The sequence below is a fragment of the Enhydrobacter sp. genome, assembly GCA_025808875.1.
Classification (GTDB): domain Bacteria; phylum Pseudomonadota; class Alphaproteobacteria; order Reyranellales; family Reyranellaceae; genus Reyranella.
Map to the genome: position 1 here is coordinate 2452293 of CP075528.1, position 12218 is coordinate 2464510.

12 protein-coding genes are annotated in these 12218 nt (G+C 64.6%); all 12 read left to right on the forward strand.

Features of this window, described 5'->3' with window-relative positions; all coding sequences use genetic code 11:
• The first annotated feature begins 67 nt into the window (after positions 1 to 67).
• The 12 genes from KIT25_12175 (at position 68) to KIT25_12230 (ending at position 12210) form a co-directional block, all read left to right on the forward strand.
• Positions 68 to 889 carry an ABC transporter ATP-binding protein gene (locus KIT25_12175; GenBank protein ID UYN97638.1) on the forward strand — a complete coding sequence of 274 codons (822 nt, stop codon included), beginning with the start codon at positions 68 to 70 and terminating at the stop codon, positions 887 to 889.
• Entirely contained in the window at positions 886 to 2829 is a 1944-nt protein-coding gene (locus KIT25_12180; protein ID UYN97639.1) for an AMP-binding protein, read from the forward strand. The genes KIT25_12175 and KIT25_12180 overlap by 4 nt, the downstream gene beginning before the upstream one ends.
• 8 nt (positions 2830 to 2837) lie before the next feature.
• Positions 2838 to 3728: a branched-chain amino acid ABC transporter permease gene (locus KIT25_12185; GenBank protein UYN97640.1), complete on the forward strand. Its 891-nt coding sequence runs from the start codon at positions 2838 to 2840 to the stop codon at positions 3726 to 3728.
• 6 nt (positions 3729 to 3734) lie between these two features.
• A complete protein-coding gene (locus KIT25_12190; protein UYN97641.1) occupies positions 3735 to 4823 on the forward strand; it encodes a branched-chain amino acid ABC transporter permease in 1089 nt (362 codons plus the stop codon).
• A gap of 29 nt (positions 4824 to 4852) precedes the next feature.
• Positions 4853 to 6103 (forward strand): ABC transporter substrate-binding protein, encoded by a 1251-nt coding sequence (locus KIT25_12195; GenBank protein ID UYN97642.1) that lies wholly within the window; start codon positions 4853 to 4855, stop codon positions 6101 to 6103.
• A 63-nt stretch (positions 6104 to 6166) separates the two neighbouring features.
• On the forward strand, positions 6167 to 6961 hold the full coding sequence (locus KIT25_12200; GenBank protein UYN97643.1) for an ABC transporter ATP-binding protein: 795 nt from the start codon (positions 6167 to 6169) through the stop codon (positions 6959 to 6961).
• Positions 6962 to 6993: 32 nt separating this feature from the next.
• Positions 6994 to 7989, forward strand: a complete 996-nt coding sequence (locus KIT25_12205; protein ID UYN97644.1) for a hypothetical protein — start codon at positions 6994 to 6996, stop codon at positions 7987 to 7989.
• 20 nt (positions 7990 to 8009) lie between these two features.
• Positions 8010 to 8756 carry a Sir2 family NAD-dependent protein deacetylase gene (locus KIT25_12210; protein ID UYN97645.1) on the forward strand — a complete coding sequence of 249 codons (747 nt, stop codon included), beginning with the start codon at positions 8010 to 8012 and terminating at the stop codon, positions 8754 to 8756.
• Between the two features lie 14 nt (positions 8757 to 8770).
• On the forward strand, positions 8771 to 9775 hold the full coding sequence (locus tag KIT25_12215) for a TAXI family TRAP transporter solute-binding subunit (GenBank protein ID UYN97646.1): 1005 nt from the start codon (positions 8771 to 8773) through the stop codon (positions 9773 to 9775).
• A 13-nt stretch (positions 9776 to 9788) separates the two neighbouring features.
• On the forward strand, positions 9789 to 10523 hold the full coding sequence (locus KIT25_12220; protein ID UYN97647.1) for an SDR family oxidoreductase: 735 nt from the start codon (positions 9789 to 9791) through the stop codon (positions 10521 to 10523).
• Positions 10495 to 11151 (forward strand): bifunctional 4-hydroxy-2-oxoglutarate aldolase/2-dehydro-3-deoxy-phosphogluconate aldolase, encoded by a 657-nt coding sequence (gene eda / locus KIT25_12225; GenBank protein UYN97648.1) that lies wholly within the window; start codon positions 10495 to 10497, stop codon positions 11149 to 11151. Before KIT25_12220 ends, eda begins: the two co-directional genes overlap by 29 nt.
• Positions 11152 to 11205: 54 nt before the next feature.
• Positions 11206 to 12210, forward strand: coding sequence for a PQQ-binding-like beta-propeller repeat protein (locus KIT25_12230; GenBank protein UYN97649.1), 1005 nt, complete (start codon positions 11206 to 11208; stop codon positions 12208 to 12210).
• Positions 12211 to 12218: the final 8 nt, after the last annotated feature.

Genomic DNA, 12218 nt, shown 5'->3' on the forward strand with positions numbered 1-12218 from the left:
TGCCTTCGCCCATCAGACCCTGCATGATGTATCCCAAACAGAGAAGAAGCACGTACAGGGAGGTAACATGGCGGGGGCGTCTGCCCAGCGCGCAGCCGCGCAGACGGGCGACAACCAGCTCGTCGTCGAGGGCGTGTCCAAGAAGTTCGGCGGCGTGACCGCCGTGCAGGACGTTTCGCTCGACGTACCGCGGGGCGGCATCCTTTCTATCATTGGCCCCAATGGCGCGGGCAAGACGTCGCTGCTCAACATGGTTTCGGGCTTTTACAAGCCGGATACGGGCCGCATCGTGCTCGAAGGCCAAGACATCACGCACCGCAAGCCGAGCGAAATCGCGGCGTTGGGCATCGCCCGCACCTTCCAGAACATCGCGCTCTTCAGCGGGCTCACCGTGCTCGACAACCTCATGCTCGGGCGGCATGTCCGCATGAAGGCCGGCGTCATTTCGAGCATGGTCTATTGGGGGATGGCCCAGAAGGAGGACATTGCCCATCGCGCGGCGTGCGAGGAGATCATCGAGTTCCTCAAGCTTCAGGATCTGCGCAAGCAGCCGACGGCCGCGCTCGCCTACGGCTTGCGCAAGCGCGTCGAGCTGGGACGGGCGCTGGCCGTCCAACCCAGCGTCCTGCTGCTCGACGAGCCGATGGGTGGCATGAACCAGGACGAGAAGGAGGACATGGCGCGCTACATCCTGGACGTGAACCAGGAGCGCGGCATCACGGTGGTGCTGATCGAACACGACATGGGCGTGGTCATGGACATTTCGGATCGCGTCGTGGTGCTCGATCGCGGCCGCCGCATCTCGGCGGGGACGCCGGAAGAGGTGCAACGCGACCCCGCCGTCATCGAGGCCTACCTCGGTACCGCCAAGTCCGGAGGACGAGCATGAGCCTGATCGATTTGCCGGACACCGACACGCTGCCCAAGCTCGTCGAGCGCAACGCGGTAGCCGACCCGCGCGGCGCCGGCATGCGCGAGAAGACGCGGGGCGTGTGGAAGACGTACAGCTGGTCCGATTACCGCGACAACGTGCGCGATTTCGCTCTCGGCCTCGCGGCGCTGGGCTTCGCCCGCGGCGACAAGCTTTCGGTGATCGGCGACAACCGTCCTCAGCTCTACTTCGCGCAACTGGCGGCGCAGGCGCTCGGCGGGGTTTCGGTGCCGGTGTACCAGGACTCGATCGCGGCGGAGCTGGTCTACGTCCTGAACCATGCGGAAACATCCGTCATCGTGGCCGAAGACCAGGAACAGGTCGACAAGGCGCTGTCGCTCAAGGACAAGCTGCCGAAACTGCGCTGGGTCGTATTCAACGACCCGCGCGGGTTGTCGTTCTACGACGACCCGATCCTGCGATCGTTCCAGGATGTGCTGGAGGAGGGCCGGAAATTCGGCCTTGCCCACAAGGACTACTACGCGAAAGCGCTTGCGGGCGGCACCGCGGACGACACGGCGATGATCGCCTATACGTCTGGAACGACCGGCAATCCCAAGGGCGTCATGCTGACGCACAAGAACATGATCGCGACGGTGGAGGCCTTCGTTTCCGTGAACGAGGTCAAGCTGGGCGACAACTGGTTGTCGTACCTGCCGATGGCCTGGGTCGGCGACGCGGCCTTCACGGTGGGCATGGCGCTGGTGGCGCGACTCACCGCGAACTGCCCCGAGAGCCCCGAAACGGTCCAGCGCGATCTGCGCGAATTGGGGCCGGACGCCATGCTGGCGCCGCCGCGCATCTGGGAGAACATGCTCACCCTGATGCAAATCAAGGGCAACGATGCATCCCGCGCCAAGAGATGCGTATTCGAGTACTTCCGCGGCCTCGCCGAACGCTGTGAACTGAAACGCAGTGACGGCAAGTCCTTGTCGCTGCTGGAAAGACTCGGGCTCGCGCTGGGCGAGGTCGTGGTCTACGGTCCGGTGCGCGATCAGCTCGGCTTGCGCAAGGCAAGGTGGTGCTACACCGGCGGGGCACCACTTGGGCCGGACACGTATCGCTTTTTTCGCTCGTTCGGTATCAACCTGAAGCAGGTCTATGGTGCGACCGAGGCCTCCGCTCTGATCGCCTGCCAGCCCGACTCCGAGGCCAACCCCAACACCGTCGGGCGCCCGATCCCGAGCGTCGATATCAAGGTCGATGACCGTGGCGAAGTGCTGCTGAAAGGGCCGAACGTCTTCAAGGGCTACTTCAAGCAGGACGACGTGACACGCGAGACGCTGACGACGGACGGATGGCTCAAGACGGGTGACGCGGGCTTCTTCGACAAGCAGGGCCACCTCGTCATCATCGATCGCGCGAAGGACGTCGGCAAGCTGGCCGACGGCACGGCATTCGCGCCGCAATTCATCGAGAACAAGCTGAAGTTCAGCCCCTACATCCGCGAGGCCGTGGCGTTCGGCGACCAGCGGCCCTTCGTCGTCGCCATGATCGCGATCGACATGCAGACCGTCGGGACCTGGGCGGAGAAGAAGGGGCTGGCCTACACCAGCTTCATGGATCTCAGCCGCAAGCCCGAGGCGGCCGAGCTGATCGGCGCGGAAATCGCCAAGGCCAACGCCACGCTGCCGGACGTGCAGCAGGTCAAGCGCTTTCTGCTGCTCAACAAGGAACTGGATGCCGACGATTCCGAGATGACGCGAACCCGCAAGGTGCGCCGTCGATTCGTGGCCGAAAAGTACGGCAACGTGATCGAGGCGTTCTACGGAGGCAAATCCGAAGTCGACGTCGTCGTGGAGATCACCTTCGAGGACGGGCGCAAATCGACACTGAACTCGACGATCGTCATCCACGATACCTACGGCGCGGCCACGACAGCGCGCCGGGCGGCGTAGGAGGTCCGATGGACTGGCAATTCACCTTTCTGCTGATCGGCAACGGTGTCCTTATCGGATTGATGTACTCTCTGATCGCGCTCGGTTTCGTCATCGTCTACAAGGCGACCGACGCCATCAATTTCGCCCAGGGCGAGTTCGTCATGCTGGCCGCCTTGCTGTCGGCGGCGATGATCGTCTTGATGGAATTGCCGTTCTGGATCGGCGTCATTGTGGCTGTCATCGGCATGGTATCGTTCAGCTTCGGCCTGGAACGGGTCGTGCTGCGCCCGTTGCTCGGCCGTCCGATCGTCGCGGTCATCATGGCAACCATCGGACTCGCCGCCATCCTGCGCGGGTTGGGACCGATGATTTTCGGTGCCGAGACGCGGTCCATTTCGCTCCCAGTCGGTGACGAGCCTATCTATCTCGGCCCGTTCATCCTGCAGCCGGTCCAGGTGACGGGCGCGCTGGTGGCGCTTTTCTTCCTCGGCGGGTTCACCTGGTTCTTCCTGAAGAGCCGCATGGGCGTGGCGATGCGCGCCGTGGCCGACAATCAACAAGTCGCCCAGGCCATGGGCATCAATGTCGAGCGCTACTTCGCGCTGGCCTGGGCGATGGCGGGCATCGTGTCGGCCCTGGGCGGTGTCGTATGGGGGGCAATGCTGGGAGTCGACGTCCATGTGGCACTGATTGGATTGAAGGTCTTCCCGGTCGTCATTCTGGGCGGATTGGACTCGATCGTTGGCGCCGTGGTTGGAGGCCTCATTGTCGGCATCGTCGAGAACTTGGCGGCAGGCTATCTGGATCCGCTGGTTGGAGGCGGGACCAAGGATTTCGCGCCCTATGTGCTGATGATCATAGCGCTGATGGTCCGGCCCTACGGAATCTTCGGCAAACGCAAGATCGAGCGGGTATAGGCGAACATGTTTCACCGCGAATCCGGCTACTTCAAAACGACCTACGCCGCCGACGGTGGGCTCTACCCGCTGCCGATCGCCAAGTGGACCGTGCTGTGTCTATTGACGTTGTTCGTCGCTTTGCCTGTGCTGACCACGAGCCTGCTCGGCGCCGGTTCGGCGGAATATTACGTCTCGATCGTCAACCTCATTCTGATCGCCGTCGTCGGCGCGCTCGGGCTCAACATCCTGGTCGGCTACACCGGCCAGATTTCGATTGGCCATGCGGGCTTCATGTCCGTCGGCGCCTACACCGCGGCCAACCTCGCCGTGAAGTTCGACCTGCCGTTCTGGCTGACCCTGCCGGCAGGAGGATTGATGGCGGCTGCGATCGGCATCATCGTCGGCATCCCCAGCCTGCGTATCAAGGGTCTCTACCTGGCGATCGCAACCTTGGCCGCGCAGCTGATCATCGAGTGGATCATCAATCACACGCCGGCCATTTCCGGCGGCTCGCAGGCGTCCATCGAGGTGGCCCGTCCGACGGTGTTCGGCTACCCCCTGAAGACGCAGCGCGAACTCTACTACTTCCTGCTGTTCTTCGCCGTCCTGGCCATCGTCGGTACGCTCAACCTGGTGCGCAGCCGCATCGGCCGGGCGTTTGTCGCCATTCGCGATCAGGACATCGCAGCCGAGATCATCGGCATCAACATATTCAGGTACAAGCTCACGGCGTTCGCGATTTCCTCGTTCTATGCCGGCGTGACGGGCGTGCTCTACACGTACTATCTCGGCATCGCCAACTACGAGAACTTCCTGATCACGACGTCGATCGACTATCTGGCGATGATCATCATCGGCGGATTGGGGTCCGTGCTGGGGTCGATCCTGGGCGCGGTCTTCGTCACCCTGCTGCCGATCGTGATCAGGCTGACCATGGAGAATTTCGGCACTCTGCTCTTCACGACGGCCGAACTGAACAACATCATCCCGGCGATGCGGCTCGGCATCTTCGGTCTGCTGATCATCGTCTTTCTCGTCCTCGAGCCGGAGGGGCTGAATCGGCTCTGGCGCAACATCCGGAACTACTTCCGGGTCTGGCCCTTCTCGTACTAGCGTACCGACAGATGAAACAGGAGGAGCTCATGACAAGGCATCTGGCAAGGCTAACCGCCTCGGCTGCGGCGGCCGTCTTACTGTCGACCGGGGGCGCGCTCGCCCAAGGCGGAGAAATCGTCATCGGCGTCCAGTGCGACCGCACCGGCGCCACGCAAACCGTGGGCGTGTTCTTCTGCCCCGGCAACCACGACTATGTCGCGGTGATCAACTCCAAGGGCGGGGTCGAGGGCCGCAAGATCCGGGCCATGGAGATTGACCACGAATACAAGGTCCCCCAGGGCGTCGAATCCTACGAGCGCCACAAGAAGGAAGGTGCGGTCAGCATCCTGCTCTACGGCACGCCGCACACGCAGGCCCTTGCCGCCAAGCTGGCCGAAGACAAGATCCCCGGTACGTCTCCGGGCTTCGGCAGCGCCGCCAGCGCCGACGGCAAGCGCTACCCCTACCTGTTCCCGGTTGCCGCGACCTATTGGTCGCAAGCGGCCGCGGCCGTGAAGTTCACCAAGGACAAGCTGGGCGGGAACCTGAAGGGCAAGAAGGTCGCCTACCTGTTCTACGACAACCCGGCAGGCAAGGAGCCTCTGCCGATCCTCGAGGATCTCGCCAAGCTCGAGGGTTTCGAGTTGCGCACGTTCGCCGTGCCGGCGCCGGGCGTGGAAATGGGCGCCCAAGTGCTCGACATCACCCAACGCTACCGCGCCGACTTCGTGATCGCCCACCTGTTCGGCCGCTCGCCGTCGGTGTCGATCAAGGAGTTCAAGCGGACCGGCTATCCGTTGTCGAAGGTCGTGAGCTTCGTGTGGGGCTCCGCCGAGGCGGATATCGAAGCGGCCGGCGGCGGTGCGGTGGCAGAAGGCTACAACACCATGCAATTCGCCGGTGTGGGATCGGACTACCCGATCCACAACGAAATCCGCGAGCTCTACAAGAAGGAAGGGAAGGGGCCGCCCAAGGAGATGGCGTCGACCGTCTACTACAACCGCGGCATCTTCCACATGGCTGTCCACATCGAAGCCGTGCGCAACGCCCTCAAGGCGAAGGGCGCGAACGCGAAGATCACCGGAGCCGACGTCAAGGAAGGCTTCGAGAAGATCAAGGGCGTCACGTTGGGCGGCCTCATGCCGCCCCTCGAGATCACGCCCGAAGATCACGAGGGCGGAGGCTGGGTCCAGATCTTCACCGTCAAGGGCGGCAAGCTGACCAAGAATTCCGACTGGTTCCGGGCCTATCCGGAAGTCATCAAGAAGCACATCGAGGCGGACGGCAAGAAGTCCTGAGGCTCGGCGGTGCAGGCGGCTTCGCCGCCTGCACCTTCTCTTTCGACAGGTGACGATCGCTTCATGCTGACGCTGAACAACATCGAAGTCGTCTACGACAAGGTCATCCTCGTCCTGCGCGGCGTTTCCGTTACCGCCCCGGAGGGGGCTGTAACGGCGGTGCTGGGCGCCAACGGGGCCGGCAAGACGACCACCCTGAAGGCCATCTCCGGTGTGTTGCGCAGCGAGCGCGGCGAGGTCACCAAGGGATCCATCGAGTATGGCGGCCGGCGCATCGACGGCATGCGCGCTCACGACGTCACGCGGCTGCGCATCGCCCAGGTCTTCGAGGGCCGCCGGGTGTTCGAGCATCTGACGACCGAGGAGAACCTGATCGCCGGAGGGCACACCCAGCCCGACATCGCCACCATCCGGCGCGGCATCGACCTCGTCTATACCTACTTTCCGAGGCTTCGCGAGCGGCGCACCCAGCAGTCCGGCTATCTATCCGGCGGGGAGCAGCAAATGCTGGCGATCGGGCGGGCACTCATGAGCCAGCCGAGGCTCATGCTGCTCGACGAGCCTTCGCTTGGGCTCGCTCCCATGCTGGTCGAGGAGATCTTCGGGATCGTGGCCCGCCTGGTGAAGCAGGAGAAGCTGTCGGTGCTGCTGGTCGAGCAGAATGCCACCATGGCACTGACGGTCGCCGACCACGGCTACGTGATGGAGAACGGCCGCATCGTGCTCGAGGGACCGGCCGCGAAGCTGCGCGACAACTCCGACATCAAGGAGTTCTACCTCGGGCTCAACGAAGGTGGGGCCCGCAAGTCCTACCACGACACCAAGCATTACAAGCGGCGCAAACGCTGGCTATCCTAGGCGCGATGCGCCCGGGACCGATCCTGTTCCTCATGCTGCTGGTCTTCGCGGCGCCCGTGTCGGCACAAACGTCGCTGTCGCAGCAGTGTGCGGATTTCGGTTTGTCGAGCTACCGCCAGTCCGACTCGGCGATCCTGCGGATCGTCGTCAATGACCACCCGGCGCCGGTGCTGGAGCGGCTGAGCATGTCGGTGGGAACGCAAACAGTCGCGGCGGCGCTCACTCTCAAGGGCCAGATGACCTACCGCCGCCGACCCGCAGTCGAGGCCCAGTTCGTCTGTCTGCTCGATGCCGCGGAGCGGCCGGTCTTCTTCTACGCCGTGCCCACCCTGGCGGGCCGAGTGGCACCGACGCCGTTGGTCAGGGGCAGCGGCGGCGCTGTCGTCTCGACGCCGATCGGCCAGCCGGCCGTGGGCCCGCCGAGAGCGCCGGCGACCGGTGCGGAGCCGGCCGGCACGACGATGCTGATGCGCGGGCTGATCCGCGACATCGGCGGGCGCCTGCAGATCACGCCCTGCGATGGTGCGCCGCTGCCGCTCGACGATCGGACGGCTGGCCTGGAATTGACCCAGACGCTGCGGGAGCTGACCGCCGGACGCGACGGGCGCCCTTTGTTCGCCGAGATACTGGGGGGCCGGGACGGCGGCCCCGGCGGCGGCATTGCCGCCATCGAACTGCGCCGGGCGGCCATTGAGACCATCGGCTGCCGCGAGCGGTTCGATCAGCGCGAGTGGATCGCCATGGGGAGCGAGCCGGCCTGGCGGCTGGAAATCACCGGCCGCGACATGGTCGTGATCCAGCCCGGCACCGGTGCCGGGCCGCGGATTGCCCACGGCGGATGGCGGCGCGAGGCCGGCCGGGTCGTCTATGCCGGCAACCAGTCCGGCGGCATGCGGGTGACGATCGAGGAACGGCGATGCATCGATGCGGCCTCGGGCTCGCTCTTCTCCTATTATGTCGAAGTCCAGAGTGAGGGAAAATCCTTCGGCGGCTGCGCGGCACACAATCCGGCCATGCCGGCGCCTTGATCGCGTGACAGGAGGGCGTGATGGACCAGATCGATCGCCTGCATGACATGATCGAATCGGCGCATCGGATCGTCGCATTCACGGGGGCGGGCATCTCGACCGAATCCGGCATTCCGGACTTTCGTTCTCCCGGAGGTATCTGGACGAAGTACCAGCCGATCTACTTCGACGATTTCATGTCCTCCGAAGAGATGCGCCGCGAGTCCTGGCGCCGAAAATTCGCCACCGACGAGACCATGCTCAAGGCCGAACCGAACGCCGGTCATCGGGCGCTCGCCAAGCTGGTGGAACAGGGCCGCATGAGCGCCATCATCACGCAGAACGTCGATGGTCTGCACCAGCGTTCGGGGGTTCCTGCCGGCAAGATCATCGAACTTCACGGCAACGCGACGTACGCCGCTTGCCTCGATTGCGGCCACCGGCATGAACTCGAACCGATCAAGAAGGCGTTTCTCGACAACGGGACGCTGCCGATTTGCGTCAAATGCGAGGGCATCGTGAAGACAGCCACGATCTCCTTCGGCCAAGCCATGCCGGAGATCCAGATGGCGCGAGCCCAGGACGAGACCATGGGGTGCGATCTCTTCATGGTGCTGGGCAGCTCGCTGGTGGTGTACCCGGCGGCCGGCTTCCCGCGCATCGCCAAACAGCGCGGTGCCCGCCTCGTCATCATCAATCGCGATCCTACCGATCAGGACGCGGACGCCGACCTCGTCGTGAATGCCGAGATCGGCCCGACGATCAGCAGGGTGGTTGGCGTCAACTAGGCCAGGAGGCCGACATGATTGGGCGCAGGGCGTTCGTCGCGGGTGGATTGGCGGGAATGGGCACGGCGGCCATGCCGGCCGTCGGACAAGACGTCACGTTCTTTCGCATCCTGACCGGCGGAACCGTCGGCACCTATTTTCCGATCGGCGGCATGATCGCCAACGCAATCTCCAATCCGCCCGGGTCACGCGCCTGCAAGGATGGCGGTTCGTGCGGCGTGCCGGGGCTGGTTGCCACGTCGGTTACGTCGAACGGCTCCGTCGCCAATGTCGCCGCCATCGCGAACGGCACCGCGCAATCGGGGTTCGTCCAATCGGACGTGGCATTCTGGGCCTATTCCGGCACGGGCACCTATGACGGTCGCGCACGGGTCGAGATCTTGCGGGCGATTGCCAATCTCTATCCGGAAAGCGTGCACGTCGTGGCACGCAAGGGGGCCGGCATCGCCTCGTTGGCCGACCTTCGGGGCAAGCGCGTCTCCCTCGACGAACCGGGCTCGGGAACCCTGGTCGATGCCCGCTTGATCCTGAGCGCGATTGGCCTCACGGAGCAGGACTTCAAGGCGGAGTATCTGAGTGCCCAACGCGTCGGCGACGCGTTCAAGGCCGATGCCCTGGATGCCTTCTTCGTCGTCAGCGGTTATCCCCACAGCACGGTCGCCGACCTCGCGGTCACGACCGGGATCGAACTGATTCCCGTGACCGGGCCCGAAATCGACAAACTGCTGTCGCGCTTCAGCTTCTTCAGTGCCGATCGGATACCCGACGGGGCCTACAAGGGCGTGCCCGGCGTGGATACGATCAGCGTCCATGCGCTCTGGGTGACGTCGAGCAGGCAGCCCGACGAGTTGATCTACAAGATCACCGAAGCGCTCTGGAACCCCAGCACCAGGAAGCTGCTGGACTCGGGCCATGCCAAGGGCCGGGCAATCCGGCTCGAGACCGCACTGTCGGGGATCGGCATTCCCTTGCACGCCGGAGCCGAGAAATTCTACGTCGAGAAGGGACTCAAAAGGTAACGGGGGAGCGGGAATGCGTTTGAAAGGGAAGACCTGCGTTGTCACTGCGGCGGGGCAGGGCATAGGAGCTGCGGCCGCGCGTGCCTTCGCCGATCAGGGAGCCACGGTTTGGGCGACCGATATCGACGCCGACAAGCTGGACGCCCTGGCAGGCGTCGACCGGGTGGAACGGCGTCGGCTCGACGTCCTCGACAAGCAGGCGATTGCGGCCCTGGCTCAGGAAGCCGGCGCGGTGGACGTGCTTTTCAATTGCGCCGGGTTCGTCCATCACGGCACGGTCCTCGACGCCACCGACGAGCAGTGGCGCTTTGCTTTCGATCTCAACGTGCGCAGCATGCTCTGGACCATCCAGGCTTTCCTGCCGGGAATGGTCGAAAAAGGCGGCGGATCCATCATCAACATGTCATCGGCCGCGTCGTCGGTGAAGGGCGCGGCCTTGCGCTGCGTCTACGGGACGACCAAGGCGGCCGTGATCGGCCTTACCAAGTCGGTCGCGGTCGATTTCGTCGACAAGGGTATTCGCTGCAACGCGATCTGTCCGGGAACGGTACAGACCCCTTCGCTGGACGAGCGCATCGCGGCTTTGGGGGGTGGCGCCGACGCGCGCCGGTTCTTCCTGCAACGCCAGCCGACCGGCCGCTTCGGATCGGCCGAGGAAGTCGCCTCGCTGGCCGTCTATCTCGCAAGTGACGAGTCGACGTTCACGACAGGTACGGTGAATGTCATCGACGGCGGCTGGAGCGTGTGACGTGAGCATCGCCGATATCGCCGCCATGGCCCCGGTCATTCCCGTGCTCACCATCGAACGGGTGCACGACGCGGTTCCATTGGCGCGCGCGCTGGTCAAGGGAGGCCTCCCCGTCCTCGAGGTGACCCTGCGCACCGATGCCGCCCTGGCCGCCATCAAGGCCATGGCCGAAGACGTGCCGGGCGCCGTCGTCGGGGCGGGCACCGTTCTCGACGGCGATCAGCTTGACCAGGCCCGGGAGGCCGGAGCGAGCTTTGTCGTCAGCCCGGGTTGCACTCCCGCCCTGGCCCGGGCCACCGCCGCGGCAGGCGTGCCGTTTCTCCCCGGTGTCCAGACCGTCTCGGAAGCCATGGCCCTCGCCGAGCAGGGCTTTCGGCTGCTCAAGTTCTTCCCGGCCGACAGTTCGGGCGGGATCGGCTGGCTGAGGGCCATCGCCGCACCACTGGCCGGCTGTCGGTTTTGCCCGACCGGCGGGGTCAGCGCCGAAAGCGCACCCGCCTATCTCGCGCTGGCGAATGTAGCCTGCGTGGGTGGATCCTGGGTGGCGCCGCGGGACGCCGTGGCGAGCAAGGATTGGTCCCGGATCGAGCGGCTGGCGGCCGCGGCGGCGGGCCTGAAACGACGCTAGCGCCAGCCCGGGAAAGGTGCTTCAAAGGCGCCTTGGGGAAATGGGGCCAACCGCATGAATAGACTGGCAATTGCGGCGTTTGCAGTGTGCTTGGGCGCGACTTTTTCAGTGCAGGCCGACACCGTGCTCGTCCTCAATTCCGATGAGGCCTCCTACAGCCTGTTGAGCCGCAAATCCCGTACCGAGATCCAGCGCCTGCCGGTTGGGCGCGAGCCCCACCATATCGCCGTGACGCCCGACGGCAACGAGGTCCTGATTGGATCGACGTGGACCAATGAGCTCTTGGGGCTCGACAACAGGACGGGGGAACGGCGCCGCCTCGTCCGGGACATCATCGACCCTTATCATCTCGCCTTCAGCCCCGATGGGAAATGGTTCGTCACGACCGCATACCGGCTGGATCATGTCGACATTTTCCGGGCCGAGGACTTCAAGCTGGTGGGGCGCATCTTCATCGAAGCGCTGCCCAGCCACATGGCGTTCGATTCCGATTCGAAGACTGTGTTCATTACGTTGCAGCAGACGGGGCGCGTCGCCGCCATCGACCTGGCCACCCAAATGGTCAAGTGGAACGCAGAGGTCGGCAAGGCGCCCGCGGGAATCGTCATGCTTGGCGATGGCAAGAGGCTCCTCGTGGCGTTGACGGGTGAGGACGGAATCGTCGTCCTGGATCCGGCGACCGGCCGTTTGTCGGGGCGTCTGCAGACCGGCAAGGCGGCACACAATTTCTGGCCGAAGGGAGATGGGCGGCACTGGTTCCTGACGAACCGCATCGAAGGAACCATCTCGTTGATCGACACCGACGAGATGCGGGTGGTCAGCACGGCACGCGTACCGGGCGGCCCGGACTGCATGGACATCACCCCGGATGGCAAGGAACTCTGGGTGACCCAGCGCTTCCTGAGGAGGGTCGCCATCGTCGACATCGCGACGATGAAGATGATCGCCTCGATCCCCGTCGGGAAGTCGCCGCATGGCGTCTACATGATGAAGACGGGAGACGTCTCCGCGGCGCTTCCCGTTCGCAGCGGCGGGGCGTTCGAAGCACAGCGCAAGTAGGCCGCGCC

Coding starts and splice junctions, on each gene's coding strand:
- KIT25_12175 (UYN97638.1), top strand. CDS start 68: ATGGCGGGGGCGTCTGCCCAGCGCGCAGCCGCGCAGACGGGCGACAAC.
- eda (UYN97648.1), top strand. CDS start 10,495: ATGTCATCGACGGCGGCTGGAGCGTGTGACGTGAGCATCGCCGATATC.
- KIT25_12205 (UYN97644.1), top strand. CDS start 6,994: ATGCTGCTGGTCTTCGCGGCGCCCGTGTCGGCACAAACGTCGCTGTCG.
- KIT25_12185 (UYN97640.1), top strand. CDS start 2,838: ATGGACTGGCAATTCACCTTTCTGCTGATCGGCAACGGTGTCCTTATC.
- KIT25_12200 (UYN97643.1), top strand. CDS start 6,167: ATGCTGACGCTGAACAACATCGAAGTCGTCTACGACAAGGTCATCCTC.
- KIT25_12230 (UYN97649.1), top strand. CDS start 11,206: ATGAATAGACTGGCAATTGCGGCGTTTGCAGTGTGCTTGGGCGCGACT.
- KIT25_12180 (UYN97639.1), top strand. CDS start 886: ATGAGCCTGATCGATTTGCCGGACACCGACACGCTGCCCAAGCTCGTC.
- KIT25_12210 (UYN97645.1), top strand. CDS start 8,010: ATGGACCAGATCGATCGCCTGCATGACATGATCGAATCGGCGCATCGG.
- KIT25_12215 (UYN97646.1), top strand. CDS start 8,771: ATGATTGGGCGCAGGGCGTTCGTCGCGGGTGGATTGGCGGGAATGGGC.
- KIT25_12195 (UYN97642.1), top strand. CDS start 4,853: ATGACAAGGCATCTGGCAAGGCTAACCGCCTCGGCTGCGGCGGCCGTC.
- KIT25_12220 (UYN97647.1), top strand. CDS start 9,789: ATGCGTTTGAAAGGGAAGACCTGCGTTGTCACTGCGGCGGGGCAGGGC.
- KIT25_12190 (UYN97641.1), top strand. CDS start 3,735: ATGTTTCACCGCGAATCCGGCTACTTCAAAACGACCTACGCCGCCGAC.